This window comes from Stenotrophomonas sp. STEN031 (assembly GCF_056759975.1).
In genome coordinates this window covers 123,929-148,787 of record NZ_JBRREA010000005.1, presented here as the reverse complement: position 1 = coordinate 148,787, position 24,859 = coordinate 123,929, and the positions used below count along the sequence as shown (strand labels likewise).

The following is a 24,859-nucleotide window of genomic DNA, read 5'->3' as shown; positions in this document are numbered from 1 at the left end:
CGCAGGCGGGAGAAGGGACAGCTGGGCTTTTCTGCTATCGGATAGTTGGCTGCGCAGAGCACAAGCAATGCACCAGCCCCCAGCAATGCCAGCCTTCCCTTCTCCCGCTTGCGGGAGAAGGTGCCCGGAGGGCGGATGAGGGCGTTTTTGATCCTTGCTCTGGCTTTCCGCCATATGGCCACTTAGCGGAAATGCGCCTCAATCTGCTCCAGCGTCTTGCCCTTGGTTTCCGGCAGCCAGAACGCGGCGATCAGGAAGAAGGCAAACGTGCACGCCGCCCAGAACAGGAACATGCTGGCGTAGCCGTAATGGCCCACCGTCGGCAGGAACACCGCCGCGATCGTGGTCGACACGAATTGGTTGATCAGCAGCGCGATGCTCATGCCGTTCGAGCGGATGCGGTTCGGCATCAGCTCCGACAAGGCCAGCCACACGCATACACCCGGGCCGACGGCGAAGAACGCCACGAATACCAGGATGCAGGCCGCCACTGCCCAGCCGTGCGAAGCCGGCGGCACCGCGCCAATCCATGCCTGTTCGATGCGCAACGGTGCATTGGCTGCGGCGCTCGGGTCGGGGAAGGGATTCAGATGCAGGCTGCGGAAGAAACGCCCGATCACACTGTCAGTACGCACCGTACCGGAGCGCTCGATCAGCAACTGCTGATCACTGGGGTTGTCGCTGCGCAGTGAGCGCACATCGCTGAATCCGCCGTAACTCCACGACACCGTCAGCTGCGACGGTTGCCCATCGCGATTGCGGGTACCGGCGAGCTGGTGCCATTGCGCCGCATCCAGCTGCAACTGCAGGCCATCAGCCTGCACCGCGTGCTGCAATACCTGCTGCACATCGGCGCGGCCCTGTTCGGCCTTGAAGAACAGCATCGCTGCAGCCAGCAGGGCAAGACAGATGCCGCCACTGCCGATCATCAACAGGAACTTGCGGCCCTTGCGGTCCACCAGGAACAGCGCCACCAGGGTCATGATCACGTTGAGCAGCTTGATTGCCACGTCGGCGCCATTGGCTGCCGCACCCGGCAAACCAGCTTGATTGAGGATGTTGACCGCGTAAGCGAGGATCGAGTTGATGCCGGTGGCCTGGGTGAAAGCCAATACCAGGCAGGCCAGCACGAACGGCACCATGTAGCGGCGGCTGAAAAGCCGATCGCGCTCGCCTTCGGCTTTCGCGATGACTGGATTCTGGATCTGCGCCAGCGTGGCTTCCACCTGCGACGGCGGCAGGGTTGCCTGCAGGCCGCGACGTGCGGCATCGATGCGGCCGCGGCGCGCCAGCCAGCGCGGTGATTCATTGAGCCAGAACAGGCCGATGCAGAACACCACGCCCGGCAGCAGGCAGGTCCAGAAAATCGTACGCCAGGCTTGGTCCTTCACCGCGAACAGATGCTGTGCCTGCTGCACCAGTGGCAGGTTGCGCACCGACTCGGTCGCCGCATCCACCGAATGCGCCTGGTACAGACCAATCAAGGCGGCCAGCACCAATCCAACCGTCAGCAGCAGCTGGAACATCGCTGCGCCGCGACCGCGTCGTTCCGGTCCCAGCACTTCGGCCAGATACAGTGGCACTACCACGCCGATCAAACCACCGCTGATGCCTTGCAACAGGCGTCCAAGCAGCAGCGGTGTATAGCCGGAGGCCAGCGCCATGATCGGGATGCTGGCGGTGAACAGGAGGCCAGCGAGCATCATCGCGCCACGGCGGCCGATCAGGTCGGCGATCATGCCGGCGAACAGCGATGACAACACGCTGCCCAGCAGCACCGCGGCAACCACGAAGCCCATCTGCTGGCTGCTCAGCTGCCACGCATGGCTGGCGGTGGCTTCCAGATAGGGCAGGGCGCCGGCAATGATGCCGATGTCGATGCCGTACAGCAGGCCGCCAAGACCGGCGATGAAAAGGAGATAGCGCACGGGCCAACGCGGGGCGGCGTCGCTGGCGGGCACGGCAAAAGTGGTGTCGGTCATCGGCGCGTTCCTGGGGCAAGATTTTGTAGTGCCGAGCCAAGCTCGGCTCGCCGCGCGGATGCGCGGCGTGTTCCGGTGATACGGCTATCGGAACGGAAGGCTGCCGAACATGGCTCGGCACTACATGGGGCGGGTCAGTTTGGGTCGACCGGGTGGCCGGCTATCCATACCTGCTGCAATTTCAATTGCGGGTCCAGCACCACCATGTCCGCGCGCAGGCCCGGCGCGATGCGGCCGCGGTCTTCCAGGCCCAGGTAATCGGCCTGGATGGTGGAAACACGTTGCGAGGCGTCGGCAAGGTCCAGGCCGACATCGACCAGATTGCGCAGTGCTTGATCCATGGTCAGTGCGCTGCCGGCGAGCGAGCCGGTCGAAAGCCGCACGCAGCCCATGCACTTGTGCACGCGCTGCTCGCCCAACGCGTATTCGCCATCGGGCATGCCGGTGGCGGCGGTCGCATCGGTGACAGCATACAGGCGCGGGATCGCGCGCACGGCCATGCGGATGGCACCGCGGTGCACATGCTGCAGATCGGGAATCAATTCGGCGTATTCGGCATGTGCCAAGGCGGCAGCAGCGATACCGGGCTTGTAGTGATCAACGCCGGTCATGCCGTTGAACAGATGGGTGAAGCCAACCGCACCAGCCTGCAATGCGGCGACCGCATCGTCGTACGTGCCGGCGCTATGGCCGATCTGCACGCGGATGCCCATCGCTGCCAAGGCTGGAATCAAGGCGGTGTGCTGGCCGATCTCCGGTGCAATCGTCAGCACCTTGATCGGGGCCAGTGCATGCAGGTGCTGCACCGACTCCAGCGTTGCTTCCAGCGTGCGTGGCGGCTGTGCGCCCAGCCGCTGCGGACTGATGAAGGGACCTTCCAGATGCACGCCGATGATCTGTGCGGCATCCACATCCGGCGTGGCCATCACCTGGGCGACACCGCGCAGGGCATTTTCGATCTCGCCGTACTCGGCGGTCATCGTGGTGCCGAGCAGGGTGGTGGTGCCGTAGCGGGCATGGGTGTGGGCGATGCGGCGGGCGACATCGCCGCCCTGCATCAGGTCCACACCCGCTGCGCCATGTACGTGCAGGTCGATGAAGCCGGGCAGGATGATCGGCAGATCGCCGCCATTACCTGCGTGGTCTTCCACGTCCAGCGTGCGCAGCTGCTGGTCGAAGTGGACGTGGCCGCGGCGCCAGCCCAAGGGAGTGAGAATGCGGCCGAACAGGCTGCGGATAGCGGTCATAGCGGTGGCTCGGCGGTGATCACTTCGATGCCCTGGCGCTGCAGTCCCTCGCGGGTGGCATCGTCGATGCCGGTATCGGTGATGATGGCGTGGATCTGGTCGAGGCGGGCGATGCGGTGCAGGCTGACGCGGCCGAACTTGGAGGCGTCGGTCAGCACCACGATGCGGCGGGCGCGCTCGACCATGCGGTGATTGAGGCGGGCTTCGGCTTCGTCATGGGTGGTCAGGCCGAACTGCAGGTCCAGACCATCCACGCCAAGGAACAAGGTGTCAAAGCTGTAGGAGGTGAGGCTGGCTTCGGCCTGGCTGCCCTGCAGCGACAGCGACTGCTTGCGCAGCAGGCCACCGGTCAGCAGCACATTGACCGCCGGTGCGTTGGCCAGTTCCCAGGCGATGTTCAAACCATTGGTCATCACGGTGACATCGCGGTGGTCGCGCAGATGCCGGGCCAGGGTCATGGTGGTGGAGCCGGAGTCGATGATGATGTTGTCGCCGGGTTGCACCAGCTGCGCGGCGCGCATGCCGATGGATTCCTTCAGCGACAGGTTCAGCGCATCTTTCTCGTGGATGTCCTGTTCCTGCGGTGGCATGCGCACCAGGGTCGCGCCGCCATGGGTGCGCGTGGCCAGGCCCTGCGCCTCGAAGTGGCCCAGGTCGGTGCGGATGGTCACCGCCGACACACCGAACTGGTCAACCAGTTCGGCAACCTGCACCGAGCCCTGGTCGATCAGGCGTTGCAGGATCTGCTGTCGGCGGGGACGGGTATTGCGCATGGTCAGCTCTCGTGTGCGTTTGAAAGCGGAGATTAACCGTTCGCAAGGTTTTGGGTGCGCAAACTTTCGCTTTGCTTGCGCGTACCTGCCTGATTGGCGCTGCAGGCGCGCGCGTATTCGCCCAGACACTGGCCGACGCGATGCTGCACCAGGGCCGCAGGCGTGGCGGCCAGCTGGCCCTCGCGCACGGCCACGTACTGGCCCGGCAGGTATTGGCTGAGCAGCACCAGCGGCGGGGTGTGCTGTTCGAGGTTGGCGAACAGAGTCTGTACCGCCTGCAGCAGTTCCGGCTCGCCCCAGTAGTAGCGGCAGCGGTCACTGAAGGCGTAGGAGCGCAGCAGACGTAGCGTGGCTTCATCGCCGTGGTAATGCGCCTGCCAGTTCTTCGGCTTGGCCAGCATCACTTGTTCCAGCACCTGTGGCAGCTTCGAGCACTGCGCGGCGGGCAGCAGTTCGGCTTCGATCGCGGCGAGTGCGAACAGCGCTTCGCGGTAGGCAAACGTTGCCGCGGGGCCAACCTTGAGGATGGCGAAGTGATCGCGCACCAGCGCGTGCAGGCCGGATTCGCGCTGGTAGTCGGTGGAGTGCGCTTCGAACACGATGCGCGGCTGCTGTTCAAGGAAATCGGCCAGCTCGCTGGCAGCGGCGGCGTCGTATTCGTGCACGCTGCTGTGGTCGAAGTCCACGCCCGGCTGCACCACCATCGCGATCACGCGCTGCCACGCATCGCGCAGTTCCGGTGTGTCGAAGGCCTGCTGGTGGATGGCCAGGGTCTGCGCGGCCGCGGCCGGCGTGGTCACCGCCAGGCCGCCTGCCAGCGAGGCTTCGCCACCGGGGATCGGCACTTCGGTACCGATCACGTAGACCGGCGGCGGCAGGCCATTGGCCTTGGCGGTGGCTTCGGCAATGACCGCCAGCTCGGCCGAGCGCGCGGCGACAGTGGCATCGGGCAATGGGGTCGGGTCATCTGCGCAGGACATGCTGCAGTCCAGATGGATCTTGTGGAAACCGGCGGCGACATAGGCTTCGATCAATACGCGCGCATTGGCCATCGCTTCGGCGGCTGGCTGCTTCTGCCAGGCGTTGGGACCGAGATGGTCGCCGCCCAGGATCAGCTGCCCGCGCGGGAAGCCTTCTTCATCGGCGAGCGTTTCCACGTAGGCGCGGTACTGCGGCGGGGTCATGCCGGTGTAACCGCCGAACTGGTCGACCTGGTTGGAGGTGGCTTCGATCAGCAGCACAGTGCCGTGCTGCGCGGCCACGTGCATGGCCGCACGCAACACCTGTTCGTTGCTGCAGCAGACGCTGTACAGGCCGACGTTGTGGCCTTGGCGATGAGAGGCAAGCAGGGATTGCAGCGGTGACATGGTCAAGCTCCGGGAATCAGGTAAGCGGGTTGGCAGGCGAGCAGGGCGGCACCACGGGCACCGCCGGCATCGCCGAAGCGCGGTGGCACGATGGGCGGCACTTCCACGCCGTTGAACAGATGTGCGGCGATGGCCGCAGGCAGCTGCTGGTACAGGGGCGCGTATTGCGACAGGCCGCCACCGAGCACGATGACGTGCGGGTCCAGTGCGAGAATCAGCGCGGCGAAACTGTGGCCGAGCAGGTCGCGGTGGATGTCCAGCGCCTGCATGGCGCGGATGTCGCCGGCCTCGGCCTGGGCGATGACCTCGCTGGCGTTGGCCGCAGTGCCGCCAAGATGGCGTTCGATCATGGCCACGCCGCTGCCGGAGACATAGCGCTCCACGCACCCGCGCAGGCCGCAGCCACAATCCAGCAGCGGCAGGCCATGCCGTTGCAGCAGGTTGGCCGGCACGCTCCAGTGGCCCCATTCGCCGGCCAGGCCATTGAAGCCGCCGACAAGTTTGCCGTGCAGGCAGTAACCGCCGCCGGCACCGGTGCCGAGGATGGCGCCGAACATGCTGGCATAACCGTCAGCCGCGCCGCCGTGTGCTTCGGACAAAGCAAAGCACTGCAGGTCGTTGCCGAAATGCAGCGGCCGCTGCAGGCGCGCCTGCAGGTCGGCGCTGACGCATTGGCCGGTCAGTGCCGGTACGTTGGCACTGAGCTGGCGGCCACTGCGCCGCTCGCGCACGCCGGGCAGGGCGATGCCGATGGCCTGCGCGCGTTGGCCGAGTTGGGCATCGGCATCTGCGACCAGCGTTTCCACCGCTTGCAGGAAGCCGTTGTAGTCGCCCTGCGGGGTGGCGATGCGTTTGCGCCACGCGACCTGCAGGGTGGCATCGCAGGCCACCAGTTCAATCTTGGTACCGCCAATGTCGATGCCATAACAGGCCGGGGCGCGGGTATCAGCCATGGTGGATGGTGACGCCCTTGACCACGCGGTTGACGGTGCCGTCCGGGAACGGATTGTCCGGGGTCAGGCCGAGTGCGGCCGAGCGCTGCAGTGCGTAGAGCTGTGCGAACGGCAGCCACACCGGCGCCAGCCAGCTGTCGGGCAGGGCAGGCACGGACAAGGTGTAATCGTCGTGGATGCCCAGGTCCGAATGCGGGCCGATCGACAATACCTTGCCCGCAACGCCATCACCGCGCAGTTCTTCCAGCAGATCCTGCTCGTAGCGACGCGACAGCGGTTCGGCGCTGCGCAGCACGACGACCAGGGTTTCATCATTGAGCGTGGACTTGGGACCGTGGCGGAAACCCAACGGGGTATTGGCCAATGCCAGCACGCGGCCGGCAGTGAGTTCCAATACCTTCAGCGCAGCCTCGCGAGCCAGCGCTTCCAGCGGACCACTGGCCAGATAGATAACGCGGTTGTACGGCTGCGCAGCGAGTGCGGCGACTGCTGCATCCCAGTTGGCCAGGCCCTGGCGCGCGAGTGCGGCAACCTGCTGCAGGCGCTGCACACGCTCGGCCCACGGCGCGCTGTCGAACACGGACAGCGCGGCCAGCAGCATGCAGCTCAGGCTGCTGGTCATGGCGAAGGCGCGGTCGCAGCTGGCGGCCGGCATCAGCAGCGTGCAGGTGTCGTCGCGGCCGGCGCCACGACGGGCCAGTTCGCCTTCGGCATTGCAGGTGATGTCGAGGAAGCGGGCATCGTCGACGTCGGCGCGGACGCGGTCGACGGCGGCCACGCTTTCCGGGCTGGAGCCGCTGCGGCCGAACGACACCAGCAGGGTCGGGCGGTCACGCTGCAGGTAGAGCGCCGGGTGGGTGAGCAGGCTGGTGGTGTGCACGGCGCGCACTTCGGCCGGCCACTGCGCGTTGATGGTGTCGGCCACCATCTCGGCAATGAAACCCGAGCTGCCGGCACCGGTGAAGATCACCCGTTGGCGCGGGTCGGACAGGCGCTGCCCAAGGAAATCCTGCAGGCGCGTGCTGGCCTGTTGCAGATCCAGGGCAAGGGTCTCCCACAGCGCGGGCTGCTGGGCGATTTCGGTAGCGGTATCGGCTCCGCCCAGGCGCTGCCAGGCGGTCAGATCGTGAAGCAGGGTGGCATCCATGTGTGATTCCTGATTGGCCAGCGCACCATCTTTCTTTTCTTTCGAAATGTCAAATACCGAAAGCAAAACGAAAGAAATAATTTGATTAGACTTTATTCTCTTGAGAATCGTCCGAAGCGAAAGGTTTCCCGGGAAACCCTTTCGCAGCAATGAATACGCTCAGCTTGATGATGTGAAAGTTGCTGCTCCGCACCATCTTTCGATTGTAAGAAATCTTACTTATCTTTTGCTTTCATTTTGTTGACATCTTTCGATTTCCTGCCCTAGAGTCGGCGCACTCGGTTTCGAAACGCCCGTTGAACGGGTTGGAGGCAAGGTGGAACACTGCGTTCGTCAATCGCCGCTGTTGCTGGCGCTGCTTTCGGCCTTGTTGTTGCCGGCAGTGACCGCACAGGCCGAGCCCATCGGCAATCTGCGCTCCGTCACCGCCAGCGATGGCCGCGACGGCGTGCGTGCCTGGGACGTACGCAGTGACAATGGCAGCACCCTGCGCATCGAGGTGTTGGCCAACGACATCGTGCATGTGCAGGCTGGCCGCAACGGCAAGCTGACCGGCGCTGGTGACAAGGCCGCGCCCATCGTGTTGCCGCAGCCCGTGCAGCCGGTGCAGGCGCAGCTGGAAGAAGACGCGCAGGAAATCCGCGTGCGTACCCCGGCGCTGGTCCTGCATGTGCAGCGCCAGCCCCTGCAGCTGCGGCTGGAGCGTCTGGACGGTGGCAAGGCGGTGTCGCTATGGCAGGAACAGCAGCCGCTGGACCTGTCCGCCGAGCAGAGCGTGCAGGTACTGTCCTCGCAGGCCGATGAAGCCTTCTACGGCGGCGGCCAGCAGAACGGCCGTTTCCAGTTCAAGGGCCGCGAACTTGAAGTTTCCTATTCCGGTGGCTGGGAGGAGGGCGACCGCCCGAGCCCGGCACCGATGCTGCTCAGCTCACGCGGCTGGGGCATGTTGCGCAATACCTGGAGCGACGGCAGCTATGACCTGCGCCAGCCGGACCAGGCCACGCTGCTGCACCGCGAGGACCGCTTCGACGCCTATTACTTCGTCGGCAATGATCTGCAGCGGCTGCTGGAACGCTACACCCAGCTGACCGGCCGGCCGAACATGGTAGCGCGCTGGGCGCTGTCCTACGGCGACGCCGACTGCTACAACGACGGCGACAACATCAAGAAGCCCGGCAGCGTGCCCGAAGGCTGGAGCGATGGCCCCACCGGCACCACCATCGACGTGGTCAACAGCGTCGCTGCCAAGTACCGCGAGAACGACATGCCGGGCGGCTGGATCCTGCCCAATGACGGTTACGGCTGCGGTTACAAGCAGCTGCCGGAGACCGTACAGGGCCTGGCCAAGTACGGCTTCAAGACCGGCCTGTGGACCGAGAATGGCGTCGACAAGATCGCATGGGAAGTCGGCAAGGCCGGCACCCGCGTGCAGAAGCTGGACGTGGCCTGGACCGGGCAGGGCTATCAGTTCGCGATGGATGCCAACCGCCAGGCGTTTGACGGCATCCTCAATAATTCCGACTCGCGCCCCTTCCTGTGGACGGTGATGGGTTGGGCCGGCATCCAGCGCTATGCGGTTGCATGGACCGGTGACCAGAGCAGCAGCTGGGATTACATCCGCTGGCACGTGCCGACCCTGGTGGGTTCCGGTCTGTCGGGCATGGCCTATGCCAGCGGCGACGTCGATGCGATCTTCGGCGGCAGCGCCGAGACCTTCACCCGCGACCTGCAGTGGAAGACCTTCACTCCGGTGTTGATGGGCATGTCCGGTTGGTCGTCGAACGCGCGCAAACACCCCTGGGCTTTCGACGAGCCCTACCGTTCGATCAACCGCGACTACCTCAAGCTGAAAATGCGCCTGACCCCTTATATGTACGGGCTGGTGCACGATGCCGCGCAGAGCGGTGCACCGCCGGTGCGCGGGCTGATGTGGGACAACCCGCAGGACCCGCACGCGCAGGACGAAACCTACAAGTATCAGTTCCTGCTCGGCCGTGATCTGCTGGTTGCGCCGGTGTACCGCAGCCAAGCCGCGAGCCGTGGCTGGCGCCGCGACATCCATCTGCCGGCCGGCGGCTGGTACGACTATTGGGACGGCCGCCATCTACAGGCCGGTGCCGCAGGCAGGCAGCTGGACCGTCCGGTCGAACTGGCGACGCTGCCGGTATTCGTGCGTGCCGGTGCGATCCTGCCGATGTACCCGGAGATGCTGTTCGACGGCGAGAAGCCGTTGGATGAAGTGACCTTCGATCTGTACCCGCAGGGCGAATCCAGCTACACCTTGTACGAAGACGATGGCAGCACCCGCCGCTACCAGAAGGGCGAGTCGAGCACGCAGCAGATTCGCGTGCAGGCACCGGCGCAGGGCAGTGGCCCGGTGCAGGTCGAGATAGCGCCGGTGCAGGGCGAGTATCAAGGTCAGTTGGCGCAGCGCCGTTACGGCCTGCGCGTGTTGAATCGCAGCGCACCGACTGCCGTGCAACTGGATGGTCGTACGTTGCCCAAGCTTGCTGACGCGGCCGCACTGCAGGCAGCCAGCGAAGGCTGGTACTTCGATGGCAAGGAACGCAAGGGCACGCTGCATGTGCGTACCGCCAGCCAGGACATCCGCACGCCGTTGAAATTGCAGCTGGATTTCCCGGTAGCCGCCGCGCTGGCTGACGACGCTTTCCCGAATGCGCCGGAGCTGGGCCGCGCGCTGCCGTCCGACAGTCTGCTGGTGGTCAACCGTCCGGCCGAAGAGCCCGGCCATCCGCTGGAAAATGCCTTCGACGACGATCCGGCGACGTGGTTCCGCAGCGTGCGCAACCAGGCCATCCGCACCGGCGCCCATGAGTGGGTTGTGGGCTTTGGCGAGCGCAAGTTGATCGACGGCATCGAGCTGGCACCGCGCAACGACCAGCACTGGAAGCACGGTCAGGTCCGTGACTACGAAATCTACATGGCTGACAGCAATGGCGAGTGGGGCAAGCCGATTGCCAGCGGTCACCTGCAGCTGAAGCAGGAACTGCAGCGCATCGACTTCCCTGCCCATGCCGGGCGCCTGTTGCGCTTCCGCGTGCTCAGCGTGCAGAACCCCGACGGTGACGGCGCAAGTGGTGCCGATCCGATGGTGACCGCAGCGCAGGGCAGCACCGCGCGTGCGGTGGATGCACTGCAGCCGCGCGATGTTGGCCCGATTGCACTGTCCACCTTCCATATCCTCGAGCAGCAAACGGCCGAACGGCCGGCGCGGCAGCAATACCTCTCCCAGCTGCCGCTGCCGGCCGTATTGGCCACCCAGGTGCATGCCGATCGTTCGTTCGCTGCGGCCGTGCCGATGCGCATGAACGGCCTGCAGTTCCGCCGCGGTCTCGGCGTCGGTGCGCAAAGCCGCATCGACATGAACTTGAAGGGGCAGTGGAAAACGCTACGTGCCGACCTGGGCGTCGATGACCAATGCCGTCAAGCCGGTGGTCTGCAGTTCCAGGTCTGGGGCGATGACCGCCTGCTCTATGACAGCGGTTTTGTGAAAGCACCGGGCGTGGTCAAGCCCGAGCTCGACATCCGTGGTCTGTCCAGATTGAGTCTGCGCACCTTGGGCGCGCAGGGTAGCCAACCGTCCCAGGTCTGCGCCAACTGGGCCAATGCCGTACTGATCGGCGAGGAGGGCGATTCCGCCGACATCCTCGCCCCATGACCCACCCGTAACACCGCTCCTCCCACCGGATTACCCCCGGCTACGGTCCAAGAACCGTGGCATGGGATCGCTTTGCCCGCCAACTGCTGTTTTTTTTGCGTGCCCTTGCCAGGAGAGAACCCCGATGTTGCCAGCCAACCGCAGTGCCAAACGCTGTTTGCAAGCTCCACTATCGTTGGCTGTCGCCAGCGTGTTGTTCGCCATCGCCGCACCTGCCTTCGCGCAGGACAAGGCTGAAAAGGAAAAGGACAAGACCACCGAGTTGTCCCGCATCGAGGTCACCGGTTCCAACATCCGCCGCACCGATGTGGAAACCGCCTCGCCGGTGCAGGTGATCAGCAAGCAGGACATCGAAAACATGGGCGCGCGCACGCTGTTGCAGGTGCTCGACAATCTGCCAGCGGCACGACCGGGCCAGGTTGATTCCAAGTCCTTGTTCACCGGTTCCGACGGCGCTTCACAGGCCAACCTGCGCGGCCTCGGCGCACAGGGCACGCTGGTGCTGTTGAATGGCCGCCGCCTGTCGTACTACGGCGCACCGGCTGGCTTCCAGACCCAGTTCGTCAACATCGATGCCATTCCTGCCGCCGTCATCGAGCGCATGGAAGTGCTGACCGACGGCGCCTCGGCCGTATACGGCACCGACGCGGTGGCCGGCGTCATCAACGTCATCACCAAGAGCAGCTACCAGGGCCTGGAAGTCAGCGGTACCTGGGATACCGCTTCGCGCTTTGATTCCTTCGGTGAAAAGCAGGCCAGTGTCACCGGCGGTTTCGGCGACATGGCCGAGGATGGCTACAACGTCTATGCCAGCGTCAACCTGTATGAGCGCGACGGTATTCCGGACAGCGAGTGGTACCTGAAGCATCCGGGCCAGTTCTACGTCAACAATCCGGACTACATCAAGAACCTGCGGCTGGACACCGGCAGTGCGCCGGGCGTGTTCAACCCCGGCTATTACTACGCCATCGATCCGGTCACCGGCGTGCGCAAGGACGAGGCTGCACCGGGCTGCAACAACGTGCTGCAGGTCAGCAGTGGCACCCGTTGCATCTGGCAGACCTGGATGAACCGGCAGATCAACGGCGGCGCGGACTCCAAGCGCGTCACTGCCTACGTCAATGGTCATTACCAGCTCAATGACAGCACCGAGGCATTCGCCGAAGTCACCTATACCGACATCGACCTGCACGCCAATGGCGGCACCCCACGCGCGTATGGCACCACCACCGGCAATCCGCAGAGCTGGTTCTCGCGCAACACCGGCAATACGGTCAACCAGTTCCTGACCCCGTGGCTTGGCCCGAACAACGAATACAACCACGCCAGCCCGGAGTTGAAGGCGATGAATGGCGGTGTGGTCGGTTTGGGTTACCTGCTGCAGGACGTCGGCGGTGGCCACTTCGGTCAGCGCAATACCGACGACAGCTACCGTGTGGTGGCAGGCCTGCGTGGTGCTGCCGGCGACTGGAACTGGGAAACCGCGTTCGCCACCGCCGGCTCGCACTCGGTCACCTACCAGACCACCAACGTCAACCTGAAGGGCTTCGAGAAAGCCTTCGGTCCGTACACCATCGATCCGGGTACCGGTCGCGTCATCATTTCCGATCATCCGGCCTACAAGTTCGGTGAGATCAGTGAAGCCAACGCGGCGCTGATCCGCGAAGCCTTCCCGACCTTCGACATCGAGTCGTGGACGCGCCTGCACACCCTGGACGGCAAGATCGAAGGCCCGCTGTTCAACATGCCGGCCGGCGAAGTGCGTGCGGCCTTCGGCTTCAATGCCACCCGCGAAACCTTCTACACGCCGGGCAACCCGGATGCCGCCAACGGCCTGATCACCCAGCAGGGCGGCTCGTGGTTCGACGGCAAGCGCAACACCTACGCGCTGTTCTCCGAAGCCGTGGTGCCGCTCACCGAGAAGCTCGAAATGGACCTGGCACTGCGCCTGGACAAGTACCCGGGCTTCAGCGCCAATGCCGCGCCGAAGATCGGCCTGAAGTACCAGGCCCTGCCGCAGCTGATGCTGCGTGGTACCTATTCGGAAGGCTTCCGTGCACCCAGTCTGGCCGAGGCCGGCAGCGGTGGCGTGTATGCGCAGATCGGTGGTTACCGCGATGAAGTCCGTTGCGCCGAAACCAATGCAATTGCCGGCCTGCTGCGGCAGTCCAACCGCGTCGTGGACAAGGATCTGGGCAACAGCCTGTGGAACAGCGATTGCAGCCGCAACGTGGCGCGCATGACCCAGCCCAACCAGGACCTGAAGCCGGAGAAGGCGAAGATCGCCACGCTGGGCGTCGTGCTGGAGCCGACCGATTGGCTGTCGGTGTCGGCGGATTACTGGTTCGTGTACCGTCGCGATGAAATCGTCGCGCCGGACTACAGCAAGGAAGAAGACATCGATTCGATGACGCGCTTCCCGATCACCGAGTCCGACAAGTCCAACCTCGCTGCACTGGCTGCGATGTGCAGCGACCCTGCCAGCGGCGTGACCTGTCCGGGCACCTTGCCGGGCTACAGCATCGGCAACGTGGCCAGCGTGATCGGCCAGTACAGCAACCGTGGCCGCACCCTGATCGACGGCTTCGACGTCGATCTGCGCAGCCGCTTCGACCTGGGTGAATGGGGCCGCCTGAACATTGGCGTGGCAGCTACCATCGCCAATCGCAACATGTACAACTCCGACAACGGTGACGGCTGGTACTACGGCAACCTGGTTGGCTACTACAACAACCCGAAGGTGCGCGCCACGTTCAATACCAACTGGACCTATGGCAACTGGGACACCGGCTTCTACGTGAACTATGTGGGTGGCACCAAGTGGGCCTATGACCGCATCGACGCGCAGGACAACAACGCGCAGACCTGCACCGGCAGCTTCCTCGACCTGGCCCCCGGCCATTGCGGCGGCGCACCGGCCTGGTGGACTGCAAACCTGAGCGTGAACTGGCGTCCGATCGAGAAGCTGAGCGTCGGCGTGACCGTCAAGAACCTGTTCAACCGCCTGCCGTTCTATGACCCGAACGACTGGATGAACTTCTCCGGCTATGCCAACAACTTTGGTCGCATCTACAGCGTGACCGCCACCTACAAGTTCTGATCCACCGCAACAGCGCTTCCCCCTCATGCATTGCATGAGGGGGAAGACAGTGACACCGTCAGCATGGTCGCGGCACGCCTGCCATGACCGGCACGACCCCTGAAAGAGGAAACACAATGAAGCGTAGGGAATTCATCATGGCCAGCGCGGCCCTTGCCGCCACCAGCCTGCTGCCGAACACGCCGGCTTGGGCACGTGGCCGCAAGGTGCGTCTGGGTGTGATCGGCACCGGCATGCGCGGTCTGGTATTGCTGAAGGAACTGGTACGCCGCGACGACGTCGAAGTGGTTGCCCTGTGCGACATCGAACCGATCATGCTCGGCCGCGCCATGGACATGGTGGCCAAGGCCGGCAAGCCGGCACCGCAGGCCTATGGCGCCGACCGTGACCAGAATGCCTGGATGCGCCTGCTGGAGCAGCGCGGCCTGGACGGCGTGATCATCGCCACCCCGTGGGAGCTGCATGCACCGATGGCGATCGCGGCGATGCAGGCCAAGGTCGCGGTGGGCTGCGAAGTGGTTGCCGGCATCACCCTGCAGGACCATTGGGATGTACTCAATACCCAGCTCAGCACCGGCACCCCGTACATGCTGCTGGAGAACGTCTGCTACCGCCGTGACGTGATGGCCGCGCTGCAGATGGTGCGTCAGGGCCTGTTCGGCGAACTGGTGCACCTGCAGGGTGGCTATCAGCACGACCTGCGCGGGGTGAAGTTCAACGACGGCACGCCGGAGCATCCCTACGACAGCGGCGTCGAGTTCGGCGCCAAGGGCTGGTCGGAAGCACGCTGGCGCACCGAGCACTCGGTACAGCGCAATGGCGAGCTGTATCCCAGCCACGGCATCGGCCCCTGCGCGATGTATACCGGCATCAACCGTGGCAACCGTTTCACCCATATCAATGCCTTCGCCAGCAAGGCGCGTGGCCTGCATGAGTACACCGTGGCCAAGAGCGGTGGCACTACGCATCCGAGCACCAAGGTCAAGTTCAAGCTCGGCGATATCGTCACCACCACGCTGGCCTGCGAGAACGGCGAGACCATCCTGCTGCAGCACGACACCTCCTTGCCGCGCCCGTATTCGATGGGCTTCCGTGTGCAGGGCACCAAGGGCCTGTGGATGGACGTCAACCACGGCATCCACATCGAAGGCCGCAGCCCGCCGCACCAGTGGGAAGAGTTCAAGACCTACCAGGACCAGTACGAGCACCCGCTGTGGAAGCAGCATGCCGATACCGCCGCCAGCGCCGGCCACGGTGGCATGGACTGGTTCGTGATCCACGCTTTCGTGGAAGCACTGAAGGCCAAGGCACCGATGCCGATCGACATCTACGATGCGGTGACCTGGAGCGCGATCACCCCCTTGTCCGAGCAGTCGATTGCCAACAGCTTCCAGACCCTGGAGTTCCCGGACTTCACCAAGGGCCTGTGGCAGCAGCGCAAGCCGATCTTCGCCTTCGACGGCAGTTATTGATCAGCCGGGTTTCAGCCCCCTCCCTTGCGCCGAAGGCGTAGGGGAGGGTTGGGGAGGGGTTGAGGTTTTAGACCCTTCCCGCAATGCCAGCTTCGCGGCTTACGCCGCTCCTACAGCGCTGACTAGCGTTCCAATTCCACGTCCGGATCCGCCACCGGCGACGGCGGCGTAGCCGGGACTTCCGCCGGGGTGGCCTGCGCCGGCTTGTCGAGGATGCTGGCGCTGCGCCATTTACCCCAGCGGTAATAGGCCATGATCATCAGCATCGAGCACAGCGCGCTGACCGGGAAGCTCCACCAGATCGCATCGGCACCAAAGCGCGGCTGCAGCCACAGCGCGAACGGCACGCGGATGCCCCACATACCGATTGCCAGGATCAACAGCGGCGGCAGCACCGCGCCGGTGGAGCGGACCACGCCGGACAGCACGAAGTTGACCCCGAAGAACAGGAACGACCACACCGCGATGTGGTTCAGGTGGCGACCGATCTCCAGCGCCTCGCTGGCGGCTGGCAGGAACAACGCCAGGGTGCTGCGATCAAACAGGATGATCGGCGCGATCAAGGCCCCGGTCAGCAGGAAATTGAACAGCACGCCGGTACGCGCTGTGGCTTCCACCCGTGGCCAGAGGCCGGCGCCGACGTTCTGCGCGGCCATCGTCGAGCAGGCCGCGCCAATGGCCATGGCCGGCATCTGCACATAGGTCCACAACTGCATCGCCGCGCCATAGGCCGAGGCGGTTTCCACCCCGTAGCCATTGACCATGCTGATCATCATGATCATCGCCAGCGAGATCAGGATCATCTGCAGGCCCATCGGCACGCCCTTGACCACCAGCGCCTTGAGGATGACCGTGTCGATCTTCAGCAGGCCGATGTCCTTGCGTCCCAGCCACAGCATGTGCCGCTTGTTGCGCAGGTAGAGCATCAGGCCGGCCAGTGCCAGGCCCTGCGAGAAGAAGGTGGCCCACGCTGCACCGGCAATGCCGAGTTCCGGGAACGGACCGACGCCGAAGATCAGCAATGGGTTGAAGGCGATATCCATCAGCACCGCCAACAGCAGGAAGCGGAACGGCGTGCGCGCGTCGCCGGCACCGCGCAGGGCGGCGGTAATGAAGGCGAACGCGTACAGCAGCGGCATCGCCAGGAAGATCACCTTCAAATAGGCATCGGCCATCGGCAGTGATTCGGCGGGTGTACCCATCGCCAGCAGCAGGCGATGCGACAGGAACCAGCCCAGCACCGCGATCACCGCAGACAGACTGATGAAGAAGGTGGCGCTGGTGCCCATTACCCGCCGCGCCTGCGGTAGGTCCTTGGCACCGATGGACTGGCCGATCAGGATGGTCGCGGCCATGCCGATACCGAACACCGAGCCGATCAGGAAGAACATGATGTTGTTGGCGTTGGCCGTGGCGGTCAGCGCTGCCTCGCCGAGGAACTTGCCGACCCAGATGGCATTGACCGACCCGTTCAGCGACTGTGCGATGTTGCCAGCCAGAATCGGGAGCGCGAACATGAGCAGGCTGGTGCCGATCGGGCCTTCGGTCAGCGAGCGGGTTTGCTTGGTTTTCGACATGGACAACGTTGTCGGGATCGGGGCAGGCACACTAGCATCTTGCAGGTGAGGGTGCCGGCGTCAGGTATCAACGGTAGGTCGCTTACACAGGAGTGATGGCAACGCGATGAGTGGTGAAGTCGTAGCGGTAGCAAGCATTCGTCTTGATGTATGGCTGTGGGCGGCACGTTTCTTCAAGACCCGCAGCCTGGCCAAACAGGCGGTGGAGACCGGCAAGGTGGATGTGGATGGTCAACGCCCCAAGTCGTCCCGCGCCATACGTGTGGGCGATGCGCTGCGGGTGCAGCGTGGCGATGAGATCTTCGAGATCGCGGTACGCGGGCTCAGCGACAAACGCGGCTCGGCGCCGGTAGCGCAGGCCATGTACGAAGAATCGGCAGCTTCGAAGCAGGCGCGTCACGAACTGCACCTTCGCCGCGCCGCTGAACGCACCGGCTACCAGGCCCCGGAGCACAAACCCGACAAGCGCGCCCGCCGCCTGATCCGCGCCCTGGGCGACCTCGACGCACTCTGACCCAAGCGATTCACCTGTAGTGCCGAGCCATGCTCGGCAGGGGCTTTACCGAAGAAGCCAACCCTGTAGTGCCGAGCCATGCTCGGCATTGGGCTCTACCAGTGAAGCCTCTGCCGAGCATGGCTCGGCACTACAGAAACAAAAACGCCACCTTGCGGTGGCGTTTTCAATCAATCTTCATCAGCTCAACGCTTGCCGCTACCCAGCAAGCCGCTGCCCAGCTTGATCAGGTCGCTGACGCCGAACTGGCCGTCGCCATCCTGGTCCATCACGCTGCCCAGCAGGCCTCCGCCGATACCGCCGGCCTGCGTCACCTGCTGCTTCTCCTGCCCCAGGATCTGCGCCAGCCCACCGGCACTGGCCTGGCCGCCACTGCTCATGCGCTGGGCGATATAAGCCATCACGATCGGGGCGAGGATCTTCAGCAACTGGCTGGAGCTGCTCGGGCTCAGGCCCGTGGCTTGGGCCAGGCCGGTTTCAGCGCGGTCCTGGTTGCCACCGAAAATGTGGCCGAGGATGCCGGCGCCGTTGGCGGCCGGGCTGTTGCCGCCGCCCATCACCGCACCCAGCACGCTGCCGATGTCCAGGCCGCTGTGGTTGTTCTGCAGCGCGCCGAACAGCGCTTCGGCGCCCTGTGGCTTGGCTGCGTTGTTGCCCAGCGCACCCATCAGCAGCGGCAGCGCGGCGCTGATGGCGCCCGACGCCTGCTGGCTGTCGATGCCCAGCTGCTGGGAAACCTGCTGCAGCGGTGCGCCTTGCAGCTGGGAGAGAAGGTCGTCGGTCAGGCTCATCGGGAGATCCTTGAATGGGTGGGTTGCCGAGCGGCATGGTAACCCCCGCAAGGGGGCGTAGGTGAAGGGGGCAATGACGTGTTGGTTTGTGGGCAGAAACAGCACCGCCCGCGCAGGGCGGGCGGTGCTGTTTCGTCATTGGATCAGTGAATCGGGCTTACAGCTCGATGTCCTCGGCGCCCGGGGTGGCGGTCGGGAAATCGCTGCCCGGGTGCGGCGGCGGTGCGAACGGATCGGCCGGGGCGGTTGCCGCGGCCAGCTTCTGCAGCGCAGCGGCGATGCCGGCACCGTAGGCCGGGTCAGCCTTGTTGCAGTTGTCGATGTGGCGCTGCTTGATGAAGTCCGGGGCATCACCCAGGGCGCGGGCGGTGTTCTCGAACAGGCGCTGCTTCTGCTCGGCGTTGTAGCTGCGGAACAGTGCACCGGGCTGGCTGAAGTAGTCGTTGTCGTCTTCGCGGAAGTTCCAGAAGTCGGCATCGCCACGGATCTTCAGGGCCGGCTCGCGGTACTGCGGCTGCTCCTGCCACTGGCCATAGCTGTTGGGCTCGTAGTGCGGCAGGCCGCCGTAGTTGCCGTCCACGCGCATGGCGCCATCGCGGTGGTTGCTGAAGACCGGGCAGCGGGCGGCGTTGACCGGGATCTGGTGGTGGTTCACGCCCAGGCGGTAGCGCTGTGCGTCGGTGTAAGCGAACAGACGTGCCTGCAACATCTTGTCCGGCGACGGGCCAATGCCCGGTACCAGGTTGCTCGGTGCGAATGCCGACTGCTCCACGTCCATGTACCAGTTGTCGGGGTTGCGGTTGAGCTCGAACTCACCGACTTCGATCAGCGGGTAATCGCTCTTCGGCCAGACCTTGGTCAGGTCGAACGGATGGATGCGGTAGGTCTCTGCCTCCAACTCCGGCATGACCTGCACGAACAGCTTCCACTTCGGGAACTCACCGCGCTCGATTGCCTGGAACAGATCGCGGCCGTGGCTTTCGCGGTCCTTGCCGACCAGCACTTCGGCCTGCGCGTCGGTCAGTGCCTGCACGCCCTGCTGGGTGACGAAATGGAACTTCACCCAGAAGCGTTCGCCACCTTCATTGGTGAAGCTGTAGGTGTGCGAACCAAAGCCGTTCATATGGCGGAAGCTGCGCGGGATGCCGCGATCGCTCATCACCACGGTCACCTGCATCAGTGCTTCCGGTAGCAGGGTCCAAAAATCCCAGTTGTTGCGCGCGCTGCGCAGGTTGGTGTGCGGGTCGCGCTTGACCGCCTTGTTGAGGTCGCCGAACTTGCGCGGGTCACGCAGGAAGAACACCGGCGTGTTGTTGCCTACCAGGTCCCAGTTGCCTTCCTCGGTGTAGAACTTCAGCGCGAAGCCACGGATGTCGCGCTCGGCATCGGCCGCGCCGCGCTCACCGGCCACGGTGGTGAAGCGGGCGAACATCTCGGTCTGCTTGCCCACTGCCGAGAAGAGCTTGGCGCGGGTGTACTTGCTGATGTCATGGGTGACGGTGAAGGTGCCGAATGCGCCTGAGCCCTTCGCATGCATGCGACGTTCGGGAATGATTTCGCGGTTGAGGTTGGCCAGCTTCTCCAGCAGCCACACGTCTTCCATCAGCAGCGGGCCACGCGGGCCGGCGGTCTTGCTGTTCTGGTTGTCCACCACCGGTGCACCAAAGGCGGTGGTCATGGGTGTTACCGGCGCGTCGCCATGCTTCTGTGCAGGCGTGGTGCTGGTATCGCGCTGCGACTGCGCGGCCTGCTCGGGGGATGGGGCCGTGTGGTACGGACAGGTGGGCTTGGTGTCATTGCTCATGGCTGGCTCCTGCTGGCGTTGGGGTTTTGCTTTCACCGACTGTAACCATGGAAGCGTTAAATGAGTAATCAAATGAAACGTTCGCTTTGATAGGGCTTATCTATTGCTCAGCTTGCCCACATAAATGCGCTCTGTTGAAGCCCCGGGAGCAATCCACCGGCTGCCAGCCGTTATGCTGGTCAGCTGACTGTCCCGGATCCACCCATGAGCCAACGCGCCGCCCGATTGCTGCACCTGCTGGATGAATTGCGGCGGCGCCGCACGCCGGTGCGCGGCGCCGAGCTGGCGCAGCGGCTGGAGGTGAGCCTGCGCACCGTGTATCGGGATATCGATGCGTTGCGCGGGCAGGGCGCCGATATCGCGGGTGATCCTGGTGTCGGCTATCAGCTAAGGCCGGGCTTTCTGTTGCCGCCGATGATGTTTTCCGCCGAAGAACTTGAAGCGGTGTTGTTGGGCGCGCGTTGGGTGGCGTCGCACGGCGACCCTGAACTGGCGGCTGCCGCCGACACGGCCTTGCAGCGTGTCATTGGCGTGTTACCGGAGACGCTGCGGCTGCAGGTGGAAACCAGCGGCCTGTTCGCGCCGCACTGGCACGCGGTGCCACCGGAGCCATGGTTGCCGGCTCTGCGCCGTGCCATCCGCGACGGCAACGCTGTGCGCATCCAGTATCGCGATGTCGAGGGCAGGGTCAGTGAGCGCATGATCTGGCCGTTCGCGATGGCCTTCATGGCCGATGTACGGATGCTGGCGGCGTGGTGCGAGATGCGCGGTGATTTCCGTCACTTCCGCGCTGATCGATTGTTGGCATTGGAGGACACTGCGCAACGCTATCCGGCGCAGCGCCATCAGTTGCTGAAGCGCTGGCGTGCGCAATGCATGATGGACAACTGATGCATCACTGCTGACAGTGGTTGTCAGCAGCCCCTGCGCACACTGACGGCTCCCAACAAACGCAGGTGCCTGACATGACCGACACGCTCGCCTTCTACACCCATCCGCATTCGCGCGGCCGCATCACCCGCTGGATGTTGGAGGAGACCGGCCTGCGCTACGACGCTGTCATGCTCGAATACGGCACCAGCATGAAGTCCGCGCAGTATCTGGCGATCAATCCGATGGGCAAGGTTCCGGCCTTGCTGCAGGGCAAGACGGTGATCACCGAGAATGCCGCGATCTGCCTGCACCTGGCCGATCTGGCGCCGGAAAAGGCCTTGCTGCCGCCGGTAGGCAGTGCGGAACGCGGCGAATGCTACCGCTGGGTATTGTTTGCGGCCGGGCCGCTGGAAGCTTTCGTTACGGATCGTCGCCATGGCGGCTTGGCGCCGCCGATGGAGGCGGGTTACGGCACCGCAGAGGACCTGTTGCACACGCTGGAAACTGCCGTCGCCGGTAAACGTTATCTGGTGGGTGATGGTTTCACCGTCGCCGACCTGTATATGGCCTCGTTCCTGAGCTATTACATGCGCGTGGGCGAGCTGGAGGCCAAGCCGGTGTTCACCGATTACTGTGATGTGCATCTGCAGCGGCCGGCGTCGGTGCGTGCGGGCGAGTTGGATGATGCCTTGCTACCGCTTGTAGGAGCGGCGTAAGCCGCGAGTCGGGGATTGCTCGAAAGGCGGAAAGAGCCAACCCCTCCCCAACCCTCCCCTTGGCCTTCGGCCAAAGGGAGGGAGTGGCAGTTGTAGTGCCGAGCCATGCTCGGCATTGAGCGGTGCCGAGAAAGTCCCTTGCCGAGCATGGCTCGGCACTACAGGGCCGCTGCTGCTCAGATCAGAGACTTCACCCGGTACAGCGCTTCCAGCGCCTGCTTCGGTGTCAGCTCATCCGGATCGATCGCCTGCAGTGCATCCAGAGCCGCTGAGCTCGGCGCGGCAAACAGACCAAACTGCTGCGGCGCATCCAGGGCCTGCGGAGCCATCGCCGCGCTCTGGGTTTCACCGCCGCGCTGTTCCAGCTCGGCCAGACGGCGGCGCGCCTGCGCCACCGTCGACTTGGGCAGGCCGGCCAGTGCAGCTACCTGCAAACCAAAGCTGCGGTTGGCCGGGCCGTCCTTCACTGCGTGCATGAACACCAGGGTGTCGCCGTGTTCCACCGCATCCAGATGCACGTTGGCGATGCCGCTGGCGCCGCCTTCATGGCTCTCGTCGGCCAGCGCGGTCAGCTCGAAGTAGTGGGTGGCGAACAAGGTGTAGCAGCGGTTCTGGTAAGCCAGGTGGCGGGCCACCGCGTCGGCCAGGGCCAGGCCGTCATAGGTGGAGGTGCCGCGGCCGATTTCGTCCATCAACACCAGCGAGTGCGCGGTGGCGTGGTGCAGGATGTAGCTGGTCTCGGCCATTTCCACCATGAAGGTGGATTGGCCCTTGGCAAGGTCGTCGCCGGCGCCGATGCGGGTCAGGATGCGGTCGATCGGGCCGATCACCGCACGGCTGGCCGGCACAAAGCTGCCGATATGCGCCAGCAGCACGATCAGTGCGTTCTGCCGCATATAGGTCGATTTACCGCCCATGTTCGGGCCGGTGATGACCAGCATGCGGCGGTCGGGGTGCAGGTCCAGGTCATTGGGCTCGAACGGTGCTTCGCGCACTGCTTCCACCACCGGGTGGCGGCCGCGCTCGATGCGCAGGCAGGCGTCTTCCTGCAGTTCCGGCTGCGCCCAGTCCAGTGCCTGCGCGCGCTCGGCGAATGCCGCCAGCACGTCCAGCTCGCTCAGGGCGCCGGCACAGCGCTTCAAGGGCTCCAGCTGCTCGCCGACGATGTCGAGCAGGCCTTCGTACAGCAGCTTCTCGCGGCTGAGCGAGCGCTCGCGTGCCGACAGCACCTTGTCCTCGAAGTTCTTCAACTCCTCGGTGATGTAGCGCTCGGCATTGGTCAGGGTCTGGCGGCGGGTGTAGTGCACCGGCGCCTTGTCGGCCTGGCCCTTGCTGATCTCGATGTAATAGCCATGCACGCGGTTGTAGCCAACCTTCAAGGTGGCGATGCCGCTGGCCTGGCGCTCGCGCGCTTCCAGGTCGATCAGGAACTGGTCGGCGTGGGTGGACAGGCGGCGCAGTTCGTCCAGTTCGGTGTCGTAGCCTTCGGCGATCACGCCGCCGTCGGACAGTTTCAGCGGCGGCTGTTCGGCAATAGCGCTGGCCAGCAGGTGCGCGCTTTCATCGTGCGAGCCCAGCTCGGCGCGCAACTGCTGCAGGCGCGGCGAATCCAGCGTGTCCAGCTGCGCGTTGATGGCCGGCAACAGGCCCAGGCCATCACGCAGGGTGGAGAAATCGCGCGGCCGCGCCGAGCGCAGTGCCATGCGGGTCAAGATACGTTCGATATCGCCAAGCGCGCGGAAGCTGTCGCGCAGGTCGGCATCGGCGCCGCGATCGATCAGCGTGGCTACGGCATGGTGGCGTTGCTGCAGCACGTTGCGCAGGCGCAACGGGCGGTGCAGCCAGCGCCGCAGCAGGCGCCCGCCCATCGGCGAGACCGTGCTGTCGAGCACGCCGAGCAAGGTGTTGCGGGTGTCGCCATCAACGCGCGTATCCAGCTCCAGATGACGGCGGGTGGCAGCATTCATCGCGATCGCCTCACCAGCGTTCTCCATCGCGATGGCGGTCAGGTGCGGCAGGCGCTGCTTCTGGGTTTCCTCGACATAGCCGAGCAGGGCGCCGGCGGCCCCAGTGGCGCGCGGCTTGTCGTCAATGCCGAAGCCGCTCAGGTCGTGCAGCTTGAAGAAGTTCAACAGGTGGCGACGACCACTGTCGGCGTCGAACAGCCACGGTGCGCGGCGGCGCACGCCGCTGCGGTGGCGCAGGAATTCGGGCCAGTTCTCCTCGTCGGGCACCAGCAGTTCGGCCGGTTCCAGCCGGGCCAGTTCGGCTTCCAGCGCGTCGTCGTTGTCTACTTCATTGACCAGGAAGCGACCGCCGGCCAGATCGGCCCAGGCCAGGCCGTAGCCGGCCTTGCTGCGCGACAGCGCCATCAGCAAGGTATCGCGGCGTTCGTCCAGCAGGGCCTCGTCGGTGACGGTGCCGGGGGTGACCACGCGCACAACCTTGCGTTCGACCAGGCCCTTGGCCAGCGCCGGGTCGCCGATCTGCTCGCAGATCGCCACCGACTCGCCGACTGCCACCAGCCGCGCCAGATAGCCTTCGAAGGAGTGCACCGGTACGCCGGCCATCGGGATCGGCGCACCGCCGGAGCTGCCGCGCTGGGTCAGGGTGATATCGAGCAGGCGCGCGGCCTTGCGCGCGTCGTCATAGAACAGTTCGTAGAAATCGCCCATCCGGAAGAACAGCAGCAGGTCCGGATACTCGGACTTGGCTGCGAAGAACTGCTTCATTAAAGGCGTGTGTTCTGCGCCACCCTTGCTGGGCTTGCTTGTTTGATTGGAATCAGTGGCTTGCAAAATAATCTGCCTCGGTTTGTAGCGGTCGTTACCGGTCAGAAACGGCAAGTAACGGGGTTTTCTGTT

At 64.6% G+C, this 24,859-nt stretch carries 16 protein-coding genes; 6 read left to right on the top strand and 10 right to left on the bottom strand.

Annotated features, from left to right (window positions below; all coding sequences use genetic code 11):
- Positions 1-182: 182 nt before the first annotated feature.
- The 6 genes from ACVOLQ_RS03970 to ACVOLQ_RS03945 all read right to left on the bottom strand — a co-directional run bounded on the left by ACVOLQ_RS03970 (position 183) and on the right by ACVOLQ_RS03945 (position 7,469).
- Positions 183-1,982, bottom strand: coding sequence for an MFS transporter (locus ACVOLQ_RS03970; protein WP_481527155.1), 1,800 nt, complete (start codon positions 1,980-1,982; stop codon positions 183-185).
- A 134-nt stretch (positions 1,983-2,116) separates the two neighbouring features.
- A complete protein-coding gene (gene nagA, locus ACVOLQ_RS03965; RefSeq protein ID WP_481527154.1) occupies positions 2,117-3,229 on the bottom strand; it encodes an N-acetylglucosamine-6-phosphate deacetylase in 1,113 nt (370 codons plus the stop codon).
- On the bottom strand, positions 3,226-4,008 hold the full coding sequence (locus tag ACVOLQ_RS03960; protein WP_282270845.1) for a DeoR family transcriptional regulator: 783 nt from the start codon (positions 4,006-4,008) through the stop codon (positions 3,226-3,228). The genes nagA and ACVOLQ_RS03960 overlap by 4 nt, the downstream gene beginning before the upstream one ends.
- A gap of 26 nt (positions 4,009-4,034) precedes the next feature.
- Entirely contained in the window at positions 4,035-5,369 is a 1,335-nt protein-coding gene (locus ACVOLQ_RS03955; protein ID WP_481527153.1) for a D-tagatose-bisphosphate aldolase, class II, non-catalytic subunit, read from the bottom strand.
- 2 nt (positions 5,370-5,371) lie between these two features.
- A complete protein-coding gene (locus ACVOLQ_RS03950; RefSeq protein ID WP_481527152.1) occupies positions 5,372-6,322 on the bottom strand; it encodes an ROK family protein in 951 nt (316 codons plus the stop codon).
- Positions 6,315-7,469, bottom strand: a complete 1,155-nt coding sequence (locus ACVOLQ_RS03945) for an SIS domain-containing protein (RefSeq protein ID WP_481527151.1) — start codon at positions 7,467-7,469, stop codon at positions 6,315-6,317. Before ACVOLQ_RS03945 ends, ACVOLQ_RS03950 begins: the two co-directional genes overlap by 8 nt.
- A gap of 316 nt (positions 7,470-7,785) precedes the next feature.
- Here ACVOLQ_RS03945 and ACVOLQ_RS03940 point away from each other — a divergent pair, with 316 nt between their 5' ends.
- The 3 genes from ACVOLQ_RS03940 to ACVOLQ_RS03930 all read left to right on the top strand — a co-directional run bounded on the left by ACVOLQ_RS03940 (position 7,786) and on the right by ACVOLQ_RS03930 (position 15,720).
- Positions 7,786-11,148 (top strand): TIM-barrel domain-containing protein, encoded by a 3,363-nt coding sequence (locus ACVOLQ_RS03940; RefSeq protein WP_481527150.1) that lies wholly within the window; start codon positions 7,786-7,788, stop codon positions 11,146-11,148.
- 124 nt (positions 11,149-11,272) lie between these two features.
- The gene (locus ACVOLQ_RS03935) at positions 11,273-14,248 is read left to right on the top strand and encodes a TonB-dependent receptor plug domain-containing protein (RefSeq protein ID WP_313494314.1); all 2,976 of its coding nucleotides are present in this window, start codon (positions 11,273-11,275) and stop codon (positions 14,246-14,248) included.
- 116 nt (positions 14,249-14,364) lie between these two features.
- A complete protein-coding gene (locus tag ACVOLQ_RS03930; protein WP_313170590.1) occupies positions 14,365-15,720 on the top strand; it encodes a Gfo/Idh/MocA family protein in 1,356 nt (451 codons plus the stop codon).
- 122 nt (positions 15,721-15,842) lie between these two features.
- Here the strand turns inward: ACVOLQ_RS03930 and ACVOLQ_RS03925 are convergent, their stop codons facing one another.
- A complete protein-coding gene (locus tag ACVOLQ_RS03925; RefSeq protein ID WP_481527149.1) occupies positions 15,843-17,297 on the bottom strand; it encodes an MATE family efflux transporter in 1,455 nt (484 codons plus the stop codon).
- Between the two features lie 106 nt (positions 17,298-17,403).
- Between ACVOLQ_RS03925 and ACVOLQ_RS03920 the strand changes: the two genes are divergently transcribed.
- Positions 17,404-17,811: an RNA-binding S4 domain-containing protein gene (locus ACVOLQ_RS03920; protein WP_312368208.1), complete on the top strand. Its 408-nt coding sequence runs from the start codon at positions 17,404-17,406 to the stop codon at positions 17,809-17,811.
- Between the two features lie 185 nt (positions 17,812-17,996).
- Here the strand turns inward: ACVOLQ_RS03920 and ACVOLQ_RS03915 are convergent, their stop codons facing one another.
- Together ACVOLQ_RS03915 and ACVOLQ_RS03910 are read right to left on the bottom strand one after the other, a co-directional pair.
- Positions 17,997-18,602, bottom strand: coding sequence for a DUF937 domain-containing protein (locus tag ACVOLQ_RS03915; protein WP_313170596.1), 606 nt, complete (start codon positions 18,600-18,602; stop codon positions 17,997-17,999).
- A 157-nt stretch (positions 18,603-18,759) separates the two neighbouring features.
- Positions 18,760-20,406, bottom strand: coding sequence for a catalase (locus ACVOLQ_RS03910; RefSeq protein ID WP_481527148.1), 1,647 nt, complete (start codon positions 20,404-20,406; stop codon positions 18,760-18,762).
- 204 nt (positions 20,407-20,610) lie between these two features.
- On the opposite strand from ACVOLQ_RS03910, the gene ACVOLQ_RS03905 reads away from it, so the two are divergent.
- Together ACVOLQ_RS03905 and ACVOLQ_RS03900 are read left to right on the top strand one after the other, a co-directional pair.
- The gene (locus tag ACVOLQ_RS03905; RefSeq protein WP_481527147.1) at positions 20,611-21,297 is read left to right on the top strand and encodes a helix-turn-helix transcriptional regulator; all 687 of its coding nucleotides are present in this window, start codon (positions 20,611-20,613) and stop codon (positions 21,295-21,297) included.
- A 74-nt stretch (positions 21,298-21,371) separates the two neighbouring features.
- Positions 21,372-21,995, top strand: a complete 624-nt coding sequence (locus ACVOLQ_RS03900) for a glutathione S-transferase family protein (protein WP_481527146.1) — start codon at positions 21,372-21,374, stop codon at positions 21,993-21,995.
- Positions 21,996-22,171: 176 nt separating this feature from the next.
- Here ACVOLQ_RS03900 and mutS read toward each other — a convergent pair whose 3' ends face one another.
- On the bottom strand, positions 22,172-24,727 hold the full coding sequence (mutS, locus tag ACVOLQ_RS03895) for a DNA mismatch repair protein MutS (RefSeq protein ID WP_481527145.1): 2,556 nt from the start codon (positions 24,725-24,727) through the stop codon (positions 22,172-22,174).
- Positions 24,728-24,859: the final 132 nt, after the last annotated feature.